Genomic DNA, 23,580 nt, shown 5'->3' with positions numbered 1-23,580 from the left:
CTTTTCAGCAGCTACTCCGCCCTGCGACAGCATTTGAGTAACTTTACATATCATGGATTGTCAATTTTTGTAGTCAAATTGACAACATAGTAATAAAAAGTAGCATATACTAAGTATTACAAGCCTCCCATAAAAATCTGGGAGAATTTCAACGTGCAAGGAGGTAAATCCTATGCAAAAAGTGTGGACAGCAACGGAATTAGAATATGCTTTTCTGTTTACTCTCAGAAAGGTAAATTCTATCAATCCAGAAGGTTTTAAGGCATTTTTTAGTAATATGCCTATTGACCCTTATATCAAAGGCACTTATCGTTCCAGAAGATTATCTCGGTTTACAGTTTATGGAAATCAATTAATCAAATTACCTCATGGCTACCTCTTTCAAAGTAAAGAGTATAATCCATTAGTGGGTGACATAAAAAGAGAGTTTGCAGAATTAGAAGATGCACTTATAGAACTTGATATTTTTAAGAATCTTGTCTTAGCATTCAGTGATTCTTGTAAACTTCATCCTGAAGCTGAAATTGGAGTTCATCAAATTAGAACTATTTGTTCGGCGGATAATTTGGGTAATCCAGCACCTGAAGGTATCCATCAAGATGGTACTGATTTTATCGGTATATTTTCAGTAGATAGAGATAATATTCAAGGTGGAGAAACACATCTATATACTGACAAAAAACAAAAGCCCGTGTTTAGCAAAGTTCTAAATCCGGGAGAACTATTATTAGTCAACGATCGTGATTTCTTCCACTTTACCACTCCGATCAAACCACAGATTGATGCTCAAGGAAGCAGAGATGTTTTTGTACTAACTTCTCCCAGCTTGCTTTCAGAATAATTTTAGTCAACCGTAAATATTTTACAATCTACGAGATATGGGGAATTGAATGTAGTCATTTCCCCAGCTTTTTTATTTGGAATTGGAAATAATCGTGCTGATAGTGGTTTATCTAATTTGATAGCTAAAGTTGCCATATCAATTAATAAAGCTGTAATTTTTTCTATTGTGATATCACCAGGAATCGGAACTGTATCCAGTCCACAGCCACAAACTGCTGAATATAATAATAAATTTGTAATATTATATGTTTGCTCATTAGCTCTGGTAGCTAGTCCAACATCTTCACAAACTGGAAGCATCAGTCCAGAATAACCACAGGTTTTTACTGATACATTTTTCAAGACGCGAGTCAACATCCCAGAAATTGCGAGAGTTCCTGAATGCCCAAACTTGCCATTCATCAATTTTTCATAAGCAAAAGCAATACTATTTTCTTTATCTAAAGATGGAGCTATAGATGTATCAATTCCTCTATATATAACAGCAAATTTATCGGAGATTTTTTCAGCAATAACTGCGATTTTATTTAATTCTAATTCTAAAAGTAATTGCAGGTTTTGCTCTGCTGTAGAAATATTGTTAGCTTGTGAAAATGCTTGCGTTACCAAATCGCCTAACTCTAAACCTATAGCAAAAGATGTATTGCCTGTATGGTATGACGTAGGAAAAAATGGGATATCTGGCTGGCAGTTTGCCCATGCACAAAAATGAAAATTACCATAGCCATTTTCACTTTCTTGGGAAATACGTTTAATAACTTTGGCAGATTCCTGAGCATTCTCAAAAATTATACCGTTTTCCCTGTCCCCAATTTTGCTAGAACAATAAATAATTGATGTATTTTTATTGATATCTGGAATTATATCTATAGTTTCAGATTTGCTGGCATAACCAATATTGAAAAAGCTGATATTCAAACTTTGACAAAGTTGTTCGATAGCTTTAACTTCATTAATAATTTCGATTTTAGATAAGCCTTGCAGATATTCTTCCCAGCTATTAGTAGCAATTCTAGTTGTTTGAACTTCATATCCTTGTTTTTCAAACAAAATCTGCACCTGCTGATTAAACTCAGCAGCTTGCTTAATTTTTTCCTGATATTGGAGAGATTGAATTGATATACCTGTTGTAATAGTTCTAATTTTCATTAGTATAAATAATTAGTGATGTTTTAATTAAACTTAACTCTATAATTTGAACGCGTACAATATTCTATTAGATAAATTTCATTTATCACAACTTAGGGTAGTGTGTTGTTTTTACTTCACAAAAAATATGAAATATACTTAAAATATCAAGTCGAGTGCATAGATTAGGCTACGAAACAAGCCTGCTGGAATTCAATCAACTGAATAAACCAAACAAATGCCATGAATGACGAATTTTACAATCGGGGATTGGAAAAGGCTAGGCGAAAAGATTACGCGGGAGCAATTGAGGAATTTAACCATGCTTTACAACTGACACCTTACTTTAGCGAAGCTTATTTACAACGGGGTTTAGCACATTATGACTCAGGAGCAATCCTGAAAGCTGTTTCAGATTATACCGAAGCCCTGAAGCTGAATCCTGAGAGTGTAGAGGCATATTATTGCCGGGGATTGGCTAGAGTAGCGCTGAAAAATTTACCGGGGGCGCTAGATGATGTAGAACGTGCGATTCGTCTCAATCTCAATTATGCTGCTGCTTATAATCTGCGGGGAATGGTGCGCCGCAAACAAGGTTATATTCAAGATGCGATCGCTAACTTTAAAAAAGCTGCTGGGTTATATCTAGAACAACAGGATAAAGAGAATTGTCGTCTGTCTTTGGAACGAATTAAACAGCTACAACCAAAAGAATTACCTGTCCTTGAGCAATCGAGTTCCACTAATAAGCCAATTTTATCGACCAATGATTATTTCACACAATTATTAGAAAAGGCTGAAAAGGGAGATACTCAAGAAGCACTCGCCGATTTAAACTGGGTATTAAAAGCCGATCCCCAAGATGCCCAAGCTTACTGCTGTCGTGGGGTTGTGCGTTGTAAAATGGGGAATTATCGAGAAGCGATCGCAGATTTTAATCAAGCATTACGATTAAATTTTCAAGATGCCATTGTCTATCGCAACCGAGGTAAAGCCCGTTCTATTTTAGGAGATCATCAAGGTGCGATCGCGGATCTTAACCAAGCAGTCCAGATGCAACCCGAAGATGGCTTAGTTTATATTGCCAGAGGTAATGTCTATCGAACAACGGGTAATTATCTCGGTGCGATTCAAGATTACACCCAAGCGCTGCAAATTAATTCTGATGATGCTCAAGCTTATTACAATCGCGGCATTGCCTATACTTGCTTAGAAGAAATACAAAACGCCGTGGAAGATTATCAACGGGCGGGGAGTATCTTTTGCGAACAAGAAGACTGGGAAAATTATCAACAAGTCTTAAATAGCCTCGAAAAAATCCAGAAATTTAGTCCAGAGTCAAAAAAGCAAAAATATCACCTCCTACGTCAGCGACTTTTACGAATGGTTGGAGGATATTGGGAAATTGCCGAACGATTGATTCAGCAAAACAAAGATTACCATCCTGGCATGTCAGACGAGTGGTATTTGCAAAAAGTGATTGATGATTTAGAACGCGATCGCAATAAATAAAATATAAATGCCACTACAAACGTAAAATCACCCGTACATTATTTATACGGGTGAAAATGCGATAGATCGCTTGTTATTTTCCAATTAAACTAAATGCACTTTATATTTAGCACCGTCTCAAAGTTTAGTTAGAAATGCGACTTTGACGGCGACGGCGCAATCCAAACATACTAACTGCTCCTACCGCAAACATTGATAGAGTCACAGATGGTTCAGGAACGGTAGCGCCAATTAACGCTTTAACATTTGCCTCACCGACATCAAGAACGACGACAACATCATTAAAGTCGCGATCGGAACTTTCGTTCCACTTACCAGTTGCAGAATCTACCCCTGAAGCGTATAAATTTCCGTATAAATCCTCAAATGCCAGGAGGATGTAGTTGTTGTAAGCATAAGCAACTGCGTGCTGTAGTCCGTCAGCGTTAGAGGCAGTGTCAGTACCAAAGATATTGGCAGAGTTGCCACGGTTCAAACCATCAGCTCTCAACCATAAATCTAGTTGAGTACCTGCGGTAACATTACCAACTTTGACCCCATCACCTAGTTTTAGTGCGTTACCGCCCCAGCCACCAACACATCCAGTCCCTTCACAAGAAATATCATTAAAAAGCAGCCCAGATTTGTTAGTAGTTCCTGTAGCTTCAAAGGCTAATTGGTTTCTATAACCTGCGCCCTCATTAATAAAATAAACAGAAACATCGTGGTCGTATTTTAGATTTAATTTACTGGGGTCTAATTTAAATTGTCCGCTGTTTGGAAGGGCAGCACTTTCTGCTTGGACAAATTGTTGAAAAGGAGCGTCGTTAAAACCAGTTTGAGACTTATTATATACAGTTGGTTGAGTCCATGAACTATTCCAATTAAAATCAGCAGCAGATGCAGTTTCTACTTTGGAAACTAATCCGGTTAATGTAGCTGTAGCGGCAATCAAGGCAGTGAATAAATTAGGTTTCATTTTATGAGCCATTAAGTAGGAAAAAAAATTTAGATAATGCTTTTTGAGCAGCTATCTCTCTTCAGTTGTCTCTTACTTCTAACAGCTAGACTTCTGTAACGTCAATCTGTCTATTTACTTTTGCTAGTATATTTAAATAGCGCTTTATCTAAAGTGCTTTCACTGAAAAAAAAGAATTTTTATCTAGTATGATACTGTTATCAACACTTAGTAGTTAAACTTATGTATGATTAAAACTTCATGAATAATATATACTTTTTATGAAAATCAGATATGCAATTTCTATAGTGAAAAGCTAAAAGCTTAATCTATAGGCATTTTCATTTAAATGAGGTAGATAAGTAATGGTGTGCCGTCATCCGTATCAACGAAGCTAAGGCTTAGTTAATACGCTGCTATAAAAATAGAGATGATCTCCGTACTTACGTTGGAAAACGTAGTAATCTATCAAATCAATGAAACCTGGGTAAATAAGTTTGGTCTTTGTTTTAAGCGCTAAAGTGTTTACTACGTACTACGCTTTAGTTGACTTGATTAACTAGTAGTCTGTCAAAATCGACTTCGGTATCGTCAGAATCTAGAAGTTATGCCGACGATGGGAGACAATTTAAGGGGGTTGTACCTTAAAATGGCAGTCTTTGATTAGACTTGATGAATATCTTTTAAGGTTAAAATAATCAAGCTTTTCCAGAGCTACATTCCCCCTTTCACAGATAAAATCTATATATGAACGCTACACAAGAAAAACTAAAAGCTCTCTTAGAGCAGGCTTTAATCGCGGCTTTTGGCGCTGACTTTGCTGGAGTAGATCCAATTTTGGTTACTGCTAGCAATCCTAAATTTGGCGATTATCAGGCTAATGTGGCTTTATCCCTGAGTAAAAAGTTAGGAAAGCAACCAAGAGCGATCGCAGGTGCGCTCGTTGGTAAATTAGATGTATCCGAAATCTGCGAACCGCCGGAAATCGCTGGCCCAGGATTTATCAATCTGAAACTGAAAACAGCATACTTAGAAGCACAACTAAACGCGATTCAAGCCGATCCCAGACTAGGAGTTCCAGCCGCGCAAACGCCAAAACGGGAAATTGTGGATTTTTCCAGTCCCAATATTGCCAAAGAAATGCACGTCGGACACTTGCGTTCTACGATTATTGGTGATTCCATCGCCCGGATTTTAGAATTTCTTGGACATGATGTACTGCGGCTAAATCATGTCGGTGATTGGGGTACGCAGTTTGGAATGTTAATCGCCTATCTGCGCGAAGTTTACCCAGACGCTCTTACCACCGCGAATGCTTTAGATATTGGTGATTTAGTCTCTTTTTATCGCAAAGCCAAACTGCGGTTTGATGCCGATGAAGCTTTTCAAGAAACAGCACGCCAAGAAGTTGTCAGATTACAAGCAGGTGCAGAAGATACACTCCATGCTTGGAAACTTTTGTGCGAACAGTCACGGCGGGAGTTTCAAGTAATTTATGAGTTATTGGATATCAAGTTAACTGAACGAGGCGAATCTTTCTACAATCCCTTACTACCAGGAGTTGTGGAAGATTTAGATAAATCTGGGTTACTGGTAGAAAACCAAGGGGCAAAATGTGTTTTCTTGGAAGGCTTTAAAAATAGAGAAGGTGAACCTTTGCCTTTAATTATCCAGAAATCAGATGGTGGCTATAACTACGCCACAACTGATTTAGCCTCCCTCTGCTACCGGATTCAGCAGGATCGAGCAAAGCGGATAATTTATGTAACCGATGCTGGACAAGCAAACCACTTTACTCAAGTTTTCCAAGTCGCACGCAAAGCCGGATGGATACCCGATGATGTCGAATTAGTGCATGTTCCCTTTGGGTTAGTGTTAGGAGAAGATGGTAAGAAATTCAAAACTCGTTCTGGTGATACTGTGCGGTTGCGGGATTTATTAGATGAAGCTGTTTCTCATGCCCATGCTGACCTAAAAACTAGATTACAAAAAGAAGAACGTATTGAAACTGAAGAATTTATTAATGAAGTTGCTAGGGTAGTTGGAATTAGCGCAGTTAAGTATGCAGACTTAAGCCAAAATCGCACCAGTAACTACATCTTCAGCTACGACAAAATGCTGGATCTCAAAGGTAATACTGCGCCCTATATGCTGTATGTTTATGCACGAATTTATGGGATTAGCCGCAAGGGTGATATTAACTTTAAAGAGTTGGAAAATAATGCTGTTTTGTTGCAGCATGAAACAGAATTAGCGCTGGCAAAATATTTACTTCAACTGGATGAAGTTATTAGTAGTGTAGAGCAAGATTTGTTGCCCAATCGTTTATGTGAGTATTTGTTTGAACTGAGTCAAAAGTTTAACCAATTTTACGATCGCTGTCCTATACTACAAGCGGAAGAACCGCAGCGCACATCTCGCTTGATTCTGTGTGATTTGACTGCTAGAACTCTGAAGTTGGGATTATCTTTATTGGGAATTCAGGTATTGGAGAGGATGTAATATTTTTTTTAACGCAAAGTTACGCTGAGGTAGCGCAAAGGTACGCAGAGTAAGAGTTAAGTTAAAGCTTCTTTGTGTACTTTGCGGTTTTTTAATCAGAATTGCTGGACTGGAGGCGATCGCTTATGGTACGGACACCATCTAAAAACATAACTTTGGCAGAGTTCCTAATGTTACCAGAAACGAAGCCCGCTAGTGAATACATCGATGGCCAAATTATTCAAAAACCTATGCCACAGGGAAAGCACAGTACAATTCGAGGTGAAATGATTAGCACCATCAGCTCAATAGTGAAGCCCAAGCGAATTGCTCGCGCTTTTCCAGAACTGCGGTGTACTTTTGGTGGAAGGTCAATAGTGCCAGATATATCTGTGTTTACTTGGCAAAGAATTCCCCGCGATCAAAATGGTGAAGTTGCCAACGTATTCCAAGCAGCTCCCGATTGGACTATTGAGATTCTATCGCCTGACCAAAGGCAAACAAAAGTTACAAAAAATATTTTACATTGCCTGAATTATGAAACACAAATGGGTTGGCTGATCGATCCAGAAGAACAAACGGTATTTGTATACATTCGCAATCAACAGCCAGTCATGTTGGATGAACAAGAAGCTTTACTCGCTGTGCCAGATTTTGCAAGTGAGTTGAGGCTGACAGTAGGAAATTTATTTGGTTGGCTGTTGGAGTAAACCCAATCATGTCAAACCCTAACAGCCTGAGTAAGGAAATACAGCAAATACAACAGGTTTTATGGGTAGGAATCGGTTGTAAACGGGGAACATCATGGGAGTTGATCGATTGGGCAATTGAGCAAGTGTTTCGAGAAAATCAACTTTTTCCAAGTGCGATCGCAGGTATTGCTACCATTGATACTAAAGCCTCGGAAGTTGGCTTAGTCAAACTTTGTCGCCTCCGCAATTTGCCCCTAAAAACCTTTTCTGCGGAAATACTTCGCTCTGTCTGTGTCCCCAACCCTGCCACAATTATCGACGATCGAGTAGGTACACCTAGCGTAGCAGAGGCAGCTGCTATTCTTGCAGCTTCTCAACTCACATCTTCGACTGTTTTCCCCTTTACAAACATCGAGGAATTGCGAGTGAAGTTTTTAGTTCCTAAACAAATTTTCCAAATACAAGGACAACCAGGAGCGGTAACTCTTGCTGTTGCCCAAGCTTTAAATATTATTAGTATTACAAAAGTTCCTTAATTTTCTAGTCAACAACTCTCAAAAAATAGTTAATGATGCTAGAAACAATTGCTAGTACAATTGAACCTAACAAAGCAGGTAAAAAGCCCTGAATCTCAAAACCAGAACCAGGAGTTAGGACACTTGCCAGCCAAAGGGCTAAGGCATTAATCACCAATGTAAATAAACCAAAGGTGAGCAAGGTAATTGGAAACGTCAAAATCTGCAAAATTGGTCTAATAAATGCATTAACCAAACCAATTACAAAGGCAGCAATTAAGGCAGTCACAAAATTCTTGATAAAGAATCCCGGAACGATATTAGCTGTAATGAATAACGCCACCGCAGTACCGAGCCAAGTTAATAAAAAGTGTTGCATAAGTTTTTTTAGAGGAATTAGCAGTAAGTTTAATTAATTTCACTATTGCCAGTTGTGATTTGTAACACTATCGAGTGTTGTTGTGCTTGACTCCTAAAGTTGCCATCATCTTTTATCAGCCTAAAATCAATGTAATTTTTCAGTACTGCCAAGAGAGATATTTCTAATCGGTATATCTTTATCGTATTGCAGGATGTACCGTAGTGAACTACCCACACCGACCTGAGTACAATTTAGGTGGGGAACTTATACCATTTTAGATTTTGGATTTTAGATTTTAGATTGGGAATTGCCTTGGTGCGTCTGGCTTGGTGTGAATCCATGTGTCACAATCATTTTTCAAAATGGTATTACGATGATTTAGTTAAATTCATAAAAAATGCTGTGAAGCGCAAAACCCTTACAGAGGTTTATTAAAGTTAAAAAACCTCTGTAACTTGGGGATTTCCAAAAAAGAAATAAGTTATAGCAACAGTCAAGGTGGTTAGAACATCAACAGACGATAAAACTTAGACACAAAAAGGCTTTTCACCCAGTCCCCAGTCCCCAGTCCCCAGTCCCCAGTCCCTTGCTATATCAAAACTTCAAAGCATTTTGTCAGCGTTTTTGCTTACACGCAAAGGAGATGCTGGCTATACTCATACTATGGCTAACGCCGCAAAAGAACCTCCCAGGTAGAGCCACCAACTACGCCGTCAGGTTCTAAACCATAGCGTTTTTGTGCAGCTTTCACTGCTGCTTCGGTTGTCTCGCCAAAGTCGCCATCGGCATCACCTTTCAAGAAACCAAGCTTTTTCAGTTGTTGTTGCAGCTTAACAACTTCAGAACCACGTAATCCTATACGCAAAATTGGCAATCCTTCTGAGGTGTATTGAATACCAGGAGTTCGTTTTGTAGTTGTGTTTGACTGAGTTCTAGTAGTTGATGTAGTACGCTTTGGCGGTTTCTTTGTGCTAGAAGTTGTAGTTTTTCTGGGAGTAGCAGGTCTTGGCTCAGGGTTGTTCGTAACTTGGGTTACAGCTTTTTTTGGGGTAGTAGGTTTTGGTTCTGGTCTGGTCGGAACTTGTGTTACAGCTTGTCTAGGAGGGTTGGGGTTGGGATTTCCAACGTTGGTGAGGTTACTAGCCTGGGTTGGAACAGGAAAATTTGTCGCTGAGTTAAATCTTGGCTGGGATGAAGGGGCGGTTGATGCTGCTACTGGTTGATTAGGAAAAAGTCGTTGCCAAGTGCTGGCATCAACAATGCCATCTGGATTCAAGCCAGCTGCTTGTTTAAATCGGGAAACAGCAGTAGCTGTATTTTCACTATAAATACCATCTACTGCACCAGAATAAAAACCCAAAAGTTTCAGAGCTGCCTGAAGTTCAGCCACACGTTCGCCTTGACTGCCAACTTTCAGGCTAGGGCGGTTGATGCTATTTCCAGGATTTACTTGGGCAATTTTTTGTGGGGCTGCTATTGATACTAAAGTCGTTGAGGTAATAAGCAGAGGCGTAGCGGAGAACAAGAGTATTTTAATAGCTGATAAAGATTTAGACCTCTTTGGCCACCAATCTTTTTGCCGTTTTTCCATTCTACAGCGATTTACAGTTGGGTCTAGTAATTTTAAGTAACTCAAAATACTTGCTGTCAGGCTGCTTTGCATGGAATTCACTCCCAGAATATTCTCATGCTAATGGTACAGCCGCTTGGTCGAAAAAACAGCTGCTAGATTTTACAATATCTCTGATGGGCAAAGCTGCGGTACATTCTCAGTTCGCGATCGCTCGATTAATTGCTTCTTCTTGACCAACTAAAGACAAGTAAGGCTCTTTTAAATACTTACAAGCTGAAGCGATCGCATCCTTGGCACTCACCGCCGCAACCAATTCTTGAAACTTGGTGTCAAAATCAATTCCTAAGCCCAAAATTTCATACCAGCCGTATATCTGAGCAATTTGCCCGTTGGTTTGTTTACCCAAGGCGTATTGCCCCAGGATCTTATTTTTCGCAGCTTGGAGTGCGCTTTCGGATACTTCGGTGGTACACAACAAATCTACTTCTGTACGCAATCCTTCTAGGGCAATGCTGGTATTTTCTGGTGCTGTACCCATGTAAACTACAAAGGAGGCTGGAAATAGCCTTGTGGAGTAAAAAGCTGATACTTCGTAAGCTAAACCGCGTTTTTCCCGCAATTCGACAAACAACCGACTAGAAAGCCCATTTCCTAAGTAGGTACACAGCAACTTCAGGGCGGCGTAATCAACAGAACTCACCGATGTTCCCAAATACCCAAGCATCACGATTGATTGTTGTGTCTGTACTGGCTTTAACCTTACCTGCGGCTCTACCTTAATCTCAGGTAAATTCAGTATTGGTACTGCCTGATCTGGCACTTGCCAATCAGCAAAAACTTCTTCCACTAATCCTACTGCATCTGTGGGTGTGACTCTACCAGCAATACTAATTACTACATTATCTGGACGAAAATAAGTCTGGTGATACTCCACTAAATCCGCACGAGTTAAGCGGCTCATGGTGGTTTCATCTCCCAGCACTGACATGGAGTAGGGATGATTTTGGTACATTACCTGCCGCATTTGTTCAAAGGCGACATTGAATGGTTGCTCTTTTTGAGAACGAATATCCTGGAGTGCTAAACGCCGTTCTAGTTCCACTTGAGTTTCAGGAAAAGTCGGCGATCGCAAAATCCGCCCTGCCAATGTTAAAATTTCCCCAAAATCAGATGTTACCGTCTTGAAAGATAGCAAAAAATAATCAGTGCCAGCATCCGCACTCAAACTCGCCCCTACAGACTCGACTTTTTCTGCAATTTCCAAGCTAGAAAGTCCATCACATCCTTTTGTCATCACTGCTGATAACAAATGTGCTAACCCTGCTTTTTCCCGATTTTCGTTACAACTACCGGCACGCACAAAGATTCGCGCTGCAATAATGTCCGCAGCCGGATTTTCTGCCACCAGCACGACAATCCCATTGTTCAATACAGTGCGATGGATGGGCGATTTTTGCAGCAAGGTTGTCATTTGTCCTTTGTCATTTGTCATTTGTCATTTGTCCTTTGTCATTTGTCCTTTGTCAAAAACTAATGCCCCATGCCCCATGCCCAATGCCCAATGCCCAATGCCCCATGCCCAATGCCCAATGCCTAATGCCCAATGCCCAATGCCCAATAACTAACACGGTTTAAGTACAGTAACCGCGTAATTTTGCGGCGAGAGATACTGTTTAGCTAATTTTTGCAATTCTTGGGCATCAAAAGACTGAATCTGTTGGGGATATGTCACAGCTAATTCAGCTTGGGCGATGGTATTGTAATATCCATAAAGCCCTGTCAGTTGATTTGGCGTTTCGGTAGAAAAGGCATACTCGTTACATAGAAGTCTGCGTATACGGGTAACTTCTTGTTCGCTAATTCCTTTAGTCTGCAAATCATCCAAATGAGCGCAAATTAAAGACTCAACTTCCTCCAGATTTTCTGGTTCTAACCAAGCAGTAATTGTAAATAAACTTGATTCTCGTTGTAGAGAAAAACTACTGCAAATTCCCTGTACCAATTGCAAATCTTCTCGCAAATCATGCACTAAACGCGAAGTCCGCCCTTCTGCCAATAACACTGACAAGAAATCTAAACCATAGCCAGTACGGATATCTTCCACTCCAGGTACCAGCCACGCCATCAACAATCGCGCTTGTTCTATGCGTGGTAAACACAATTCTTGACGATGAATTCCGGCGATCGCTGGCTTTGTCACTTTCTCCAACTGCGGACAATTTGAGGGTTCGGCAAAATCAGCAAAGGAATGATTTACCATTTCCCAAGCTGGTTGCTGGGCTATACCCCCGGCAATTACCACCGTCATGTTTTCCGGCTGATAGTGAGTGCGGTGAAAACAGCGCATTGCTTCTGGCGATTGCTGCATCAGTTCTTGTTCTGTACCCAACACCGAACGTCCGTAAGGGTGATGCGGATAGATGCTTTGAATCAGCGCTTGAAATCCTATCCAGTCGGAATCGTCTTGACAAGAGCGAATTTCTTCTAGTACCACGTCTCGTTCGCGGCTAAATTCATCTTCTGGAATTGCCGCATTGAGTAGTAGTTCTCCCAAGTAGGGCAGAGTATCTTTTAAATAAGGAGCAGCTGTGGTGAGTGAATAATGAGCATAATCATAGCTTGTCGCTGCATTACTGACGCCACCCCGATTTTCCACTTTGGAATCGAACATTCCAGGGGGTAGCGTCGCCGTACCTTTAAAAATCATGTGTTCTAAAAAGTGCGCCATGCCAAACCACGGTTTTGGCTCTAAGCTGGCTCCAGCACGCACCCAAACATCCGCCACAACTACAGGAGTAGTGGGAATTTCTTGATGAATAAAAGTTAAACCACTCTCTAGTCGGAAGATCGAGGCTGGAAATACGGTATTAGTTAGTTGTTTTAACAATTTTTTGTAGTTTTAACCACAATTTAACGCAATTGTGTAATTTTAACTCTGAACGCTACCTCATTTAGAATCAAGGTATACAGATTTAGTAGAATTATGCTATTCCTGTTCTCCACATTACCGAAAAATTAGAAGCGTTATGCATTGCGAAGAAAATCGCAAATTCTTTAAAATACTGGAATCTCAATGACAAATTCTGTTCCTTCGCCAAGCACAGAATTGCAACTCAACCGCCCATCATGGGTTTCTTCGACAATTTGACGAGCGATCGCGAGTCCCAATCCTGTTCCTTTCCCAACCTCTTTTGTTGTAAATAGGTGGTCAAATATCCGCGATCTAATCTCCTCTGGCATCCCCTGACCGTTATCTTTGATGCGAATTACCACCATATTTTGCTCACTGGATACTTCGGTGTGAATCAGTATTTGGTGATGATTTGCTTGGGCTTGAGCAAAAGAAAGCCCCTCGCAGGAAGAAGTATCTAAGGCATCAATGGCGTTAGCAAGGATGTTCATAAATACTTGATTTAATTGTCCTAAAAAGCACTTAACTGGTGGTAATTTTGCGTATTCAGTAATGACTTCAATTGCTGGACGTTTTTCGTTAGCTTTGAGGCGATACTTCAAAATCAACAGTGTACTCTCAATCCCTTCATGGAGGTTACAAGCAACTTTTTCAGTTGTATCGGCTCTGGAAAAGGTGCGGAGACTGATGCTAATATCTTTGATCCTTTCTGAAGCCACCTTCATCGAGTCTACTAACTTTGGTAAGTCCTCGGTCAGGAATTCTAGGTCAATTTCTTCGCCATGCTCAATGACTGCGATCGCCGGATTGGGATGATGTTGTTGGTAGCATTGGATATGAGCGAGTAAGTCTTGAATATACTCTTCGGCATTGTTAACACTGCCTTTAAGAAATCCAATGGGATTATTAATTTCATGTGCCACCCCAGCAACCAAATTACCCAAGGTTGCCATTTTTTCATTTTGCACCATTTGTAGTTGGGTATGCTCAAGTTCTTGTAGCGATCGCTCTAACTCTTGGGCATAATTTTGAGATTCTTGATAAAGACGGGCATTTTCTAGAGAGATGGCAGCTTGAGCGCATAACAGTTGGATAACTTCGGTGCGATCGCTTGTAAATGCGCCAATCGTCAACGGATTTTCTAAATATAGCAGCCCGATGAGTTTACCTTGATTTAACATCGGCGTACACAACACACTCTTAGGTTGTTGCTGCATAAAATATGAGTCGGCGATAAAATCAGTTTGTGCTGTCGCATCATCCAGCACAACAGTTTTTAAGCTGCGTTTGACATAGTTCACCAGTGTAATCGGAATGCCTTCACTGGTTGATAATGGTATAGATACCAGAGCCACTCCTTCATTGATGGTAGCTACAGCTTCAACCACCAAGTTGTCCTGTTGAAGTACAAGCAGAGCAGCTTTTTGTGCGCCGGCATTTTCCATCACTACTTGCAAAAGGGTAGTGAGCAACTGCTCTAATTGAATTTCACTGGAGAGAACTTGTGCGGCTTTAAAGATGGTGGCAAAATCGAGTGCTTCCGAAATACTGCTGCTAGAAAGGTTTGTGTGGATGGTTTGATGAGGAAATGATGATGTATCGACGGTTGAACTGTGTTGAAAGCGATGATACTGCCCTTGTAAGATGGGAGCCAGAAGTCGAGGATAGCGTTTTTCTAAATCCTCAGTTTTGGCTTTAGCGCCCCAACGAGCGTAGCAGTAATAAGCTTCTTGCATATAAACTTGGGCGATTTTTTCTTTGCCCCAGTCGAAGTAGAATTTGGCAGCTAGCTCATTACTTAAGGCTTCTTCTTGGATATATTGGTTTTCTTTCGCTAGAGTTATGGCGCGATCGTACAATTCCATTGCTGCTATTTTTTCGCCTAAAACCCGATGGCGTTCTGCTTCCACCAAATCAAATTTGTGCTGAAAATTCATCGGTGCGAAGTTGGCTCGAAACAGCAATTTTTCCTGATTTTCACCAACCTTTAAGAGTAATTGTTCTTGTTGAGATGGTTCAGCCGTTGGATAGACAGCCAGACGAGACAGAGAATCGTAATAGTAGAAAACAGCCACAGATAGCATTCCTGCGCCACCGTTGAGGTATTGCTCTCCCTGATTTCCATTTTCAACTGCCGCCGGAAAATTCTCAAACAAATAACTTAGTGTTAACTTACTTAAGAAAAATACATGGAGTGTTAATTCGTCATTTTCTTTAATGAGCGCAGATAATAGTTGTTCATCTCGATCATCTTCACCAATGAAGCGCTCTGTGCGATCGCTAGATTCGGTTAAATTATTAATGCTTTGACAAATTATATTCGACCAATTTAATAAGCGCTGATTTTGGGCAAAATTAGACTCGTAGGCTTTGATATCTGCTAAGAGAATTTCTAAAACTTCTGTGCCACTTAAATAGACATAGAATAACTTGAAAATCATCGATGCCAGTACATGAAACAAATCGCCTGTTTCTAATCCAAGACTATGGGATTCCTGTAATAAACTAATTGAGGTGCGAACGTGTTGTTTATTAAATTGACTCAATGCACCCACCTTAAATAGAGTTATGCTTTGAACAGATTTTGCTTGAAATCTATCCACAAGTATTAAAGCTAGCTGACCAAATTCGTAGCCTGACTCGAGTTGGTTACAAATATTAAGTACAATTCCAAAATCTGCATATCCTGGTGCAGAAAGTGGTGCATTGCCGTATTTAAGAGATAAATTCACCTCTTCGCAAGCAATAATTGGTAACAGATAGGAAGAAGTCTGGTGGATGGCGGGAGCAATACTAGCCATAATCCGCAAAGCAACCAAAGCTTTGGGATCGTCCATCAATGGCAAATCAACTAAGCCCTGAATACTTCTGCCTGCCAAGGTGGAGAGCGTGTTTACTACATATTGCTGAATGTCTAGAGGTGTTACTGATTCAGGTAATGTTACCCCAAGTTGAGCGAGAAGTTCGCATCCAGTTGCGATCGCTTGCAATGGTTGACCCTGAACCTGATAAGCTTGGAGTTGCACTTCATAAACTTTCACTCTATCTAGTAAGGTGGTTGTTTGTTCGATGACAACCTGAATAAGAGATTCCATCTGCTCAAATTCATTGTTGAGAAAGGCAGCTTCGGCAGCTTCTTCGTATAAACTTCTAGTCAATTCGTAGGCGATTTCCCAACTATTAATCGGTAGCAGCTGCATTCCAGAGTACAAGTAATGAATTGCTGCACCATAAGCGGTAGCTTCTTTTGCTTTTCGACCAGCATTCAGATTTAACTGAGCTAATTGTTGACGTTCAGTCGGTTGGGTAATTAGCAGTATTCCTCGATTCAACTGACTGACAATCTCGAAAATTCGCTCCTCTTGCTGAGACTCAGAGGTATTTTGCAAGAGTAATTGACCAATTTTAAGATGGGTAAATTGTTTCTCTTCATCTGGAATTAGAGAGTAAGCCGCTTGCTGCACGCGATCGTGTAAAAATTTATAGATGGGGATTTGGAAATTAGAGTTTAAGGGGTTTGAGTCAGAATTATGCTCATTATCTTGAAAAAATTTATAAACTTCACTAGTAGGTAAAACTAACCCTTCTTGCAAAGCTTTCCATAAAAATGCTGCCGTTTCGGTTTCCGATTGTTCAGAAACAATTGCTAAGGTTAACAAATCAAAAGAGTTGCCAATACACGCGGCTAATTTCAACACATTTTGCGTTGCATCTGGCAACTTTTGCAACTGTAGCGCTACGAATTCTACAACATCATCGGTAAGAGCAAGTGCTTTCACAGCAGCAATATCACATTGCCAGTAACCTTGAGCAAAATTAAAAGTAATCAGCCCATCTTCATATAATACTTTGAGAAAGTGCGTTGCAAAAAATGGATTTCCTTGAGTTTTTTGATAGACGAGTTGCGTTAGTGGTTGGGCAGTTTTACTCGAACAACTCAAGGTATCAACTACCAATTGATTTAAACTCGTTTTACTTAACGGGGCTAAAGTAATGCTGTGAATTGTCGCATTGACTTTGCGAATCTCCGCTAAAGTCAACATCAACTGATGTGCGGTAGATACTTCATTGTCTCGATAAGCGCCAATTAAAAGTAAAGCTCCACTTCCTAACTCGCTCATCAACAACTGCATCAATTTTAGCGATGCAGAATCAGCCCACTGCAAATCATCAAGAAAAATTACTAATGGATGTTCTTTTGTGGTGAATACCTGAATGAACTTTTGAAAGAGTAAATTGAAGCGATTCTGGGCTGCACTCTGTGAAAGTTCCGTTGCAGGTGGTTGTTGACCAATAATTTGTTCTAGTTCAGGAACTACCTCAAGAATGACTTGCCCCTCATCCCTTAGCACTTGTAAAATTTTATTTTTCCAAGTTGACAATTGGACATCACTTTCACTCAGTAATTGCCCCATTAAGTCTCGAAATGCCTGCACAAAAGCGGAAAAGGGAATATTCCGATTAAATTGGTCAAATTTGCCTTTGATGAAGTAGCCCCGTTGCCGGACAATAGGTTTGTGAACCTCGTTAACTAAAGCAGTTTTACCAATACCAGAAAAACCAGCCACCAGCATTAGTTCTGTTTGGTTGTTGCTAACGCGTTCAAAGGCTTTGAGCAGAGTTTCAACTTCATGCTCGCGCCCATAGAGTTTTTCTGGGATAATAAAGCGATCGCACACATCCCGTTGAGCAACTGGGAAACTTACAATCTTACCCGTTTCCTTGAGTTGAGCTAAACAATTTTCTAAATCATATTTCAGCCCAAATGCGCTCTGATAACGGTCTTCGGCATTTTTCGCCATCAGTTTGCTAACAATCGATGAGAGTACAGGCGCAATTTGCGGATTAATTTCATGTACTAAAGGCGGAAGTTTGGCAATATGACAATGTACCAATTCCATTGGTTCGTGCGATTGAAATGGTAATTGCCCTGTTAGTAATTCGTAAAAAGTTACACCCAGAGAATAAAAATCAGTACGGTAATCAATCCCCCGATTCATCCTTCCAGTTTGCTCTGGAGACAAATAGCCAAGTGTCCCTTCTAATACATTAGGACTCATGAGGCTTTGAGTTTCTCGTGGTAATAAAGATGCAATACTAAAGTCAATTAACTTAACTTCTTTAGTTTCTGGATTAATTAAAATATTGGCGGGTTTAATATCTTTGTGAATGACCCGATGACGAATTAGAATATCTAATGTATTGCACAGTGCGATCGCTACTTGTAAAAACTCAATCAGAGCTTGTGGTGTTTCCCCTATTCTCCTATTCTCTCCTCTACCTTGCCACTGCTTTAGAGAAATTCCCCTAAAGTCTTCCATCACTAAGACATAGCCATTCTGATAGGGTTCCAGACTATAGGTTTGGATGATTCCAGGTAGATTCAAATTTTTGGCAATGGTGAACTGGTTGCGAAACTGTACCAATTCACTGAAGCTGGGATAAGCAGTTTTCATCAGCTTAATCACCACAGATTTTTGGTCAGTTTCTCGATTAGCGCGATAAACCAAGGTTCGAGAACCGTTGTAGAGTTCTTTGCTAATTTGATATCCGGGAATGCTGACCATAGGGCTTAATTCTTGAGACCTCAGTATCTAGGTTTCCCAAAAATATGGCAATCTTTACTGTCAGTTCGCTTATTTTAAATTGATTGAAATAATTAAAGCTCCCAAATTCTAACTGACTTTGGGAGCTAATAATTTTAAGTTCACCGCGACGCCGTTTTACCTAAGTTTATGACCTGGGTTTATCCAGGTGGGAACCTAAATTCCTCGTTTAAAGTTTCCGGGTACATGCCCGGTATACTGCCACGAGAACAGTTGACTCCCTTGTCATTAAAGGCATAGATCAAAAAACTTGATGGCAGTCACCAACGTCGTAGTGCAACTCACTCATTATAGCTTTTCAAAAGATGTTGTGTGTTCAATATCGAAACTTTCCGATCTATTTACCTGGGATACCAGATAGATTCTATGTTGTGGGCGATGTTATTGGCGTATGCACTTGCCGACTCTCGATTCCGATTATCCAGCAAAACAGTGACATGTCCCAACTTTCGCCCAGGACGTGATTCTGTCTTCCCATACCAGTGAACGTGCGCCTGGGGAATTTCTGCTATTTGTTGACGCTGGCTTTGGTAGTCGCTGTGAGAATTTTCATATCCCAGCAGGTTCACCATCACAGCACCAGCGCACTGCAAAGTCGGATTCCCCAAAGGTAGACCACAAACTGCTCTCAGGTGTTGCTCAAACTGCGAAGTTTCACAAACATCAAGGGAAAAATGCCCAGAATTGTGGGTACGGGGTGCAATTTCATTTACCAGTACTTTGCCATCAGCCCTGAGAAATAGCTCAATTCCAAAAATTCCCACTACTTCTAAGCTATTTAATAGAGTATGTGCGATCGCTTGGATTTCTGCTACTTGATTGGACGTAATCTCTGCTGGCGCAATCACCCGCCGACACACTTGTTGTTCTTGTTGGGTTTCCACTACTGGATAAGTGACAATTTCTCCCTCCACAGAACGAGCTGCAATTATTGCTAGTTCTCTTTCAAAAGGAACAAATTCTTCTAACAAGAATAGCGATCGATTTAAAGTTTTTGTTGTGGTTTCATGACTTAGCTTTTGTTCTAAAGCAGCAAAATCCTGAATTATGAAAGTACCTTGACCGTCATAACCATGACGGCGGGATTTCAAAACTACTGGAAAACCTAGATATTCTATTTTTGATTTGAGATTTTCTACCTCGTCAAGGGCGAAAAATTGAGGAACTGGTAAGCCTAAGTCGCGTAAATAGCAACGCTGATGATATTTATCTAAAAGAGGAGTTAAAGCTTCTAATCTGGGACGAAAACAAACGCCTTGCTGTGCTAAACCAGATAAAGCTTGCAGGTTAACAAATTCGTTTTCAAAGGTGATAACATCGCATTTTTGAGCTAATATTTCCGTAGCATTTGCATCATCAACTGGCGCAAAAACAGTTTCCTGAGCGATTGACACGGCCGGGTCGTGAACGCTTGGAGTTTGTACTATTAATTCTACTCCTAGCTTCTGTGCTGCATCCGCCATCATCCAGGCTAGTTGTCCGCCACCAATTACACCAACACGCTTCATTGACATCCTAGAGAATCACGAGTTTGCACACCTGTTTTGGAATTCACACCACTGGCTTTTTCGCACAGTTCTTTAATTTGCGCTCTATCCAAAATTGCATCTGTAAAATCTGCACCGTCTATATTTACATCATTAAATATGGCGCGGAGCAAAAGAGCTTCTTTGAAAACTGCATCGCTCAAATCTGCCTTAGTCAAGTTTACCTGATCGACCATTGCATTCGTTAAATCTGCTCCGTGGAGATTTGCTTTTGTCATCACTGAAGCGCTCATAACTGCTCCGCGTAAGTCAGCGTTTGTAAAGTTAATCAATTCCATATTGGCGTTAGAAAACTCCGCAGCTTGCAAACTCTGTCCAGAAAAATCACGTCTTGATAGCTCTGCATTGCTAAATGACAGTGGATGAGTCCAGTCTACTGCCACTGCTGGATCGGCCACACACCAGATAATAATTCCGAGAAGGAATGCTAGTGTTTGCCGCCAAAAGATATTGAGAGCCAATTTAGTGTATAATTCCCGCATTTAATTACCGCATTTGAATATTAGCAAGACTGGATCGTACTAATTGAGACTCGCAGCCTTGCTACTGGACTTGGAAAACGTGTATTTCCGTTGCTTAATATTTTGTAACGCAAAAAGAGCATAAACTTCTTACTTTAGCAAAATTCTCCCTGCTACTTGAGGTAGAGAGAGGCAATCTGCGATCGCACTAAAATTAGATATCAAAACAATAATTACTAAATAGCGATCGCAATGACTGAGTATAAATTGTTTCTTACATCAAGCAAGCTTTAGCAAAATAGAGACGGGCAGGATAATCTGTCGCTCTTGATGAAAATAAAACTTGAAATTCCTAACTCTTAAGGAATAATTTAGCTGAATAAAGCAATGTCTACTATGGCCTATGCTTGTTGACTTAATTTACAATTCTTCATCTGTGGATTTAAATTTTCAACAGATAAAAACTTTTTTTAAGCAGTAATACTCACGGAGTTATTTACAATTCTTGACTTTCTATTTTGCAAGTAAAGTTTGTTGTCTTTTAAATTCAATAGCCCCGATCAACTGTTAGTCTTTTAATTAATGAAAGCAAGGTTTGAGCGTAATTAGATGCGTCTCAATTGCTTAACAAAGCTTAAAACTCGATAATTAGCGTTAATTTTATAGCGATTAGTTAGTTCTTCAGGAATCTCCCAGAGTTTACATTCACCAAGTACACAACTTCCACAAACCGAACTGCGAAACCCGATGATGAATCATTACTCTGTTCAATGGATTGAGGCATGGTGCCAAGAAAATGGCTGGACAGATTTATTTGTTGAGCGACGTAACAATTTCTGGGCTTTTCCTCCGGGTGGGGTAATGCCAGAGCCAATTCCAGTTCATGTTCTCAGATTGATTAAAGCCGAAAAAGGGCTGACTTTTGAAGAACGATTGTGGTCGCTGTCGGCAGTAATTGGCACAATCCTAGCTGTTCTTTTTACCTTTTGGTTTCAGTCGCCGATGCCATTAGTTTTAGCTTTCGCTTTTAATGCTGTTACGGTGGCTCAATTTGAACTTGAAGATGCCTAAATTATGATTTTGGGCTTTGCTATTCAAAACTGCTCTTGTCTACTTTCAGCAAGAGCAGTTTTTAATTTTTAAGAAGAAAGAATTCAGGAGTCAGGAGCCAGAATGGGCTAAACCTTAGCTATCGGCTAACAGAATTGAATTCTGTGGAACTAGAGCATCTTAATTCTGAATTCTTCTTCAATGATTTGTATAGCAGCCTTCTAGTCTATTAGGACATAACAATAGAAATAACTAACATCCATTTAAGAGCAGCTAGCTGGTAAAGCTACTTTCGCGTGTTTGTTAACGTAGTCCACAAATAATTGCTTCAATCGGGGACTAACGCCAGCGTGTTCAAAGAATCCAAAACCGAGATTCCTTGCTTTTGCTAAAGTTTCCTCTGGTGTTAATCCTTCCTGGATAGCGATACTCAACAGCGCAATTCCAGTCGATCGCATCCCGGCGGCACAATGCACAACTGCTGGTTTTGGGATTTGTTCGAGTGTGGTGAGGATTTTGGTAATTACCTCTTCATTCAAATTTTTGAGATCCACCTTGAGTGGAACATTTTGATAATACAGCCCCAATGCTTCCGCTACTTTTTGCTCATCCTTAGAAAATCCTAGTTCATCAGGCGATCGCAAATTGAGAACGGACTTAAAACCTTCTTGAATAGCTTGCTCAAGCTGTTTCGGTATGACTTGTCCTGTTGTTGTCAAGTTTTCGTTAATTTGTATGGCGTTGATCACATTCACTCCTTTTGATTTTCTAATGTCTGCTAGCTTGGTAAATACTCTAAGAGAGCAAGCTTTGAGAAGACATTCAAAATAAACACAATAAAATTAGCCAAATATCACAAGATATTGCTTGATTAATTCAAAATTTGTCTTTTGAAGTTGGTTATTTTTTTGCTTTATCCATAATATACGGTTTGTCGATAGAATTAGTGATAATTAGAGTTTTTTATACTTTTTGTTGATGCAATTACCGTAGTTTATAGTTCTAGAGTTATACTATTGGGCAAGTTGCAGGAGCAATCGATCGGAATTTTTGCGAACAAGGGTATCAATAATGACTGTTACAGAACAAATTTCTTCTCTATCCATTGGAATAGTATTGTTCCCAGATGTGACGCAGTTAGATTTTACGGGCCCCTACGAAGTCTTTGCCAAATTGCCAAAGGCGCAATTATATCTGCTGGCGGAAACACTCGAACCAATTCAAAGCGATTGCGGCCTGACTTTTCTACCTGACACAACCTTTGCTCAAGCCCCAGCCTTAGATGTGTTATTTGTGCCAGGAGGCCCAGGTATCAATGCCAAAATGGAAGATGAAAAGTTCCTCGGCTTTCTCAAAACCCAAGGGAAACAAGCCCGCTATGTTACGGCTGTCTGCACTGGTTCGCTGCTGCTGGCGGCGGCGGGTTTACTTCAGGGCTATTGCGCCACTACTCACTGGCTATCGTTGGATTTACTTGAGATGTTAGGAGTGAAGACAGTTGCCCAAAGAATTGTCATCGATCGCAATCGAATTACAAGCGGTGGTGTGACAGCTGGCATTGATTTTGGGCTGGCTCTAGCTGCTGAGTTATTTGGGGAAGCGCTCGCCCAAGCAATTCAACTAGGGATTGAATACAATCCCCAACCACCCTTTAACAGTGGTTCTCCCCAAACTGCCCCTGCGGCTGTACTTGCTCGCGTTATAGATGCAAGTCACAATGTTCAGGAAATCAGACGGCAAATTGTCCAGCGAGTTGTGACTCAATTGCAAACTGCTAATAAATAGCTAGGCGCAAATAATTAGAAGATAGGGTAGATTGTATTAGCGTGAAACACATAACGCACCATTTCCGATTTTCGGTGTGTTACGGAAGCTGTAACATAGCTTACAGAACAATTCTTCTTTTTAAACTGGGCAATGTACCCAGAACTAAAGTTTTTATTCATACTTTTTTCCTCCTGCC

17 protein-coding genes and 1 other RNA gene are annotated in these 23,580 nt (G+C 40.4%); 7 read left to right on the top strand and 11 right to left on the bottom strand.

Annotated features, from left to right (window positions below; translation table 11 throughout):
• Positions 1-172 precede the first annotated feature (172 nt).
• Complete coding sequence (locus RMZ95_RS15410; protein ID WP_322673080.1) at positions 173-841, top strand: 2OG-Fe dioxygenase family protein; 669 nt, start codon at positions 173-175, stop codon at positions 839-841.
• Between the two features lie 2 nt (positions 842-843).
• On the opposite strand, the gene RMZ95_RS15405 is transcribed toward RMZ95_RS15410, so the two are convergent.
• Positions 844-1,992 carry a DUF711 family protein gene (locus RMZ95_RS15405; protein ID WP_322682709.1) on the bottom strand — a complete coding sequence of 383 codons (1,149 nt, stop codon included), beginning with the start codon at positions 1,990-1,992 and terminating at the stop codon, positions 844-846.
• A gap of 222 nt (positions 1,993-2,214) precedes the next feature.
• Here RMZ95_RS15405 and RMZ95_RS15400 point away from each other — a divergent pair, with 222 nt between their 5' ends.
• Positions 2,215-3,483, top strand: coding sequence for a tetratricopeptide repeat protein (locus RMZ95_RS15400; RefSeq protein WP_322682708.1), 1,269 nt, complete (start codon positions 2,215-2,217; stop codon positions 3,481-3,483).
• Between the two features lie 124 nt (positions 3,484-3,607).
• Here RMZ95_RS15400 and RMZ95_RS15395 read toward each other — a convergent pair whose 3' ends face one another.
• The gene (locus RMZ95_RS15395; RefSeq protein WP_322682707.1) at positions 3,608-4,441 is read right to left on the bottom strand and encodes a DUF4114 domain-containing protein; all 834 of its coding nucleotides are present in this window, start codon (positions 4,439-4,441) and stop codon (positions 3,608-3,610) included.
• Positions 4,442-5,167: 726 nt separating this feature from the next.
• On the opposite strand from RMZ95_RS15395, the gene argS reads away from it, so the two are divergent.
• From argS to RMZ95_RS15380, 3 genes are all read left to right on the top strand, one after another.
• Entirely contained in the window at positions 5,168-6,922 is a 1,755-nt protein-coding gene (argS, locus tag RMZ95_RS15390) for an arginine--tRNA ligase (protein ID WP_322682706.1), read from the top strand.
• Between the two features lie 125 nt (positions 6,923-7,047).
• Complete coding sequence (locus tag RMZ95_RS15385) at positions 7,048-7,611, top strand: Uma2 family endonuclease (RefSeq protein WP_322682705.1); 564 nt, start codon at positions 7,048-7,050, stop codon at positions 7,609-7,611.
• A gap of 8 nt (positions 7,612-7,619) precedes the next feature.
• Positions 7,620-8,129, top strand: coding sequence for a cobalamin biosynthesis protein (locus RMZ95_RS15380; RefSeq protein WP_322682704.1), 510 nt, complete (start codon positions 7,620-7,622; stop codon positions 8,127-8,129).
• 4 nt (positions 8,130-8,133) lie between these two features.
• Here RMZ95_RS15380 and RMZ95_RS15375 read toward each other — a convergent pair whose 3' ends face one another.
• The 8 genes from RMZ95_RS15375 to RMZ95_RS15340 all read right to left on the bottom strand — a co-directional run bounded on the left by RMZ95_RS15375 (position 8,134) and on the right by RMZ95_RS15340 (position 20,588).
• Complete coding sequence (locus tag RMZ95_RS15375; protein WP_094347683.1) at positions 8,134-8,487, bottom strand: phage holin family protein; 354 nt, start codon at positions 8,485-8,487, stop codon at positions 8,134-8,136.
• A gap of 649 nt (positions 8,488-9,136) precedes the next feature.
• The gene (locus tag RMZ95_RS15370; protein ID WP_322682703.1) at positions 9,137-10,132 is read right to left on the bottom strand and encodes a peptidoglycan-binding domain-containing protein; all 996 of its coding nucleotides are present in this window, start codon (positions 10,130-10,132) and stop codon (positions 9,137-9,139) included.
• 106 nt (positions 10,133-10,238) lie between these two features.
• Positions 10,239-11,534, bottom strand: a complete 1,296-nt coding sequence (locus RMZ95_RS15365; RefSeq protein ID WP_322673072.1) for a pitrilysin family protein — start codon at positions 11,532-11,534, stop codon at positions 10,239-10,241.
• Positions 11,535-11,663: 129 nt separating this feature from the next.
• Entirely contained in the window at positions 11,664-12,929 is a 1,266-nt protein-coding gene (locus RMZ95_RS15360) for a pitrilysin family protein (protein WP_322673071.1), read from the bottom strand.
• 167 nt (positions 12,930-13,096) lie between these two features.
• Positions 13,097-18,520: an AAA family ATPase gene (locus RMZ95_RS15355; RefSeq protein WP_322682702.1), complete on the bottom strand. Its 5,424-nt coding sequence runs from the start codon at positions 18,518-18,520 to the stop codon at positions 13,097-13,099.
• A 136-nt stretch (positions 18,521-18,656) separates the two neighbouring features.
• Positions 18,657-18,840: non-coding RNA, 6S RNA (gene ssrS, locus RMZ95_RS15350), on the bottom strand.
• Between the two features lie 60 nt (positions 18,841-18,900).
• Positions 18,901-20,067, bottom strand: a complete 1,167-nt coding sequence (locus RMZ95_RS15345) for a 5-(carboxyamino)imidazole ribonucleotide synthase (RefSeq protein ID WP_322682751.1) — start codon at positions 20,065-20,067, stop codon at positions 18,901-18,903.
• A complete protein-coding gene (locus RMZ95_RS15340; RefSeq protein ID WP_322682701.1) occupies positions 20,064-20,588 on the bottom strand; it encodes a pentapeptide repeat-containing protein in 525 nt (174 codons plus the stop codon). Before RMZ95_RS15340 ends, RMZ95_RS15345 begins: the two co-directional genes overlap by 4 nt.
• Before the next feature lie 726 nt (positions 20,589-21,314).
• Here RMZ95_RS15340 and RMZ95_RS15335 point away from each other — a divergent pair.
• Positions 21,315-21,638, top strand: coding sequence for a hypothetical protein (locus RMZ95_RS15335; RefSeq protein ID WP_322682700.1), 324 nt, complete (start codon positions 21,315-21,317; stop codon positions 21,636-21,638).
• Positions 21,639-21,880: 242 nt separating this feature from the next.
• Here the strand turns inward: RMZ95_RS15335 and RMZ95_RS15330 are convergent, their stop codons facing one another.
• On the bottom strand, positions 21,881-22,366 hold the full coding sequence (locus RMZ95_RS15330; RefSeq protein WP_194040625.1) for a beta-lactamase hydrolase domain-containing protein: 486 nt from the start codon (positions 22,364-22,366) through the stop codon (positions 21,881-21,883).
• A 322-nt stretch (positions 22,367-22,688) separates the two neighbouring features.
• Here RMZ95_RS15330 and RMZ95_RS15325 point away from each other — a divergent pair, with 322 nt between their 5' ends.
• Positions 22,689-23,402, top strand: coding sequence for a DJ-1/PfpI family protein (locus tag RMZ95_RS15325; protein WP_322673066.1), 714 nt, complete (start codon positions 22,689-22,691; stop codon positions 23,400-23,402).
• Positions 23,403-23,580: the final 178 nt, after the last annotated feature.

It is taken from the genome of Nostoc sp. DedQUE07 (genome assembly GCF_034530975.2).
Taxonomy (GTDB): Bacteria; Cyanobacteriota; Cyanobacteriia; order Cyanobacteriales; family Nostocaceae; genus Nostoc.
The sequence above is the reverse complement of the archived record's forward strand: the minus strand, read 5'-3'. Positions and strand labels throughout refer to the sequence as shown.

What these genes read in the sequence shown, in the direction of transcription:
- RMZ95_RS15410 (WP_322673080.1), top strand. Translation starts at nt 173, where the DNA reads ATGCAAAAAGTGTGGACAGCAACGGAATTAGAATATGCTTTTCTGTTT.
- RMZ95_RS15405 (WP_322682709.1), bottom strand. Translation starts at nt 1,992, where the DNA reads ATGAAAATTAGAACTATTACAACAGGTATATCAATTCAATCTCTCCAA.
- RMZ95_RS15400 (WP_322682708.1), top strand. Translation starts at nt 2,215, where the DNA reads ATGAATGACGAATTTTACAATCGGGGATTGGAAAAGGCTAGGCGAAAA.
- RMZ95_RS15395 (WP_322682707.1), bottom strand. Translation starts at nt 4,441, where the DNA reads ATGAAACCTAATTTATTCACTGCCTTGATTGCCGCTACAGCTACATTA.
- argS (WP_322682706.1), top strand. Translation starts at nt 5,168, where the DNA reads ATGAACGCTACACAAGAAAAACTAAAAGCTCTCTTAGAGCAGGCTTTA.
- RMZ95_RS15385 (WP_322682705.1), top strand. Translation starts at nt 7,048, where the DNA reads ATGGTACGGACACCATCTAAAAACATAACTTTGGCAGAGTTCCTAATG.
- RMZ95_RS15380 (WP_322682704.1), top strand. Translation starts at nt 7,620, where the DNA reads ATGTCAAACCCTAACAGCCTGAGTAAGGAAATACAGCAAATACAACAG.
- RMZ95_RS15375 (WP_094347683.1), bottom strand. Translation starts at nt 8,487, where the DNA reads ATGCAACACTTTTTATTAACTTGGCTCGGTACTGCGGTGGCGTTATTC.
- RMZ95_RS15370 (WP_322682703.1), bottom strand. Translation starts at nt 10,132, where the DNA reads ATGCAAAGCAGCCTGACAGCAAGTATTTTGAGTTACTTAAAATTACTA.
- RMZ95_RS15365 (WP_322673072.1), bottom strand. Translation starts at nt 11,534, where the DNA reads ATGACAAATGACAAAGGACAAATGACAACCTTGCTGCAAAAATCGCCC.
- RMZ95_RS15355 (WP_322682702.1), bottom strand. Translation starts at nt 18,520, where the DNA reads ATGGTCAGCATTCCCGGATATCAAATTAGCAAAGAACTCTACAACGGT.
- RMZ95_RS15345 (WP_322682751.1), bottom strand. Translation starts at nt 20,067, where the DNA reads ATGAAGCGTGTTGGTGTAATTGGTGGCGGACAACTAGCCTGGATGATG.
- RMZ95_RS15340 (WP_322682701.1), bottom strand. Translation starts at nt 20,588, where the DNA reads ATGCGGGAATTATACACTAAATTGGCTCTCAATATCTTTTGGCGGCAA.
- RMZ95_RS15335 (WP_322682700.1), top strand. Translation starts at nt 21,315, where the DNA reads ATGATGAATCATTACTCTGTTCAATGGATTGAGGCATGGTGCCAAGAA.
- RMZ95_RS15325 (WP_322673066.1), top strand. Translation starts at nt 22,689, where the DNA reads ATGACTGTTACAGAACAAATTTCTTCTCTATCCATTGGAATAGTATTG.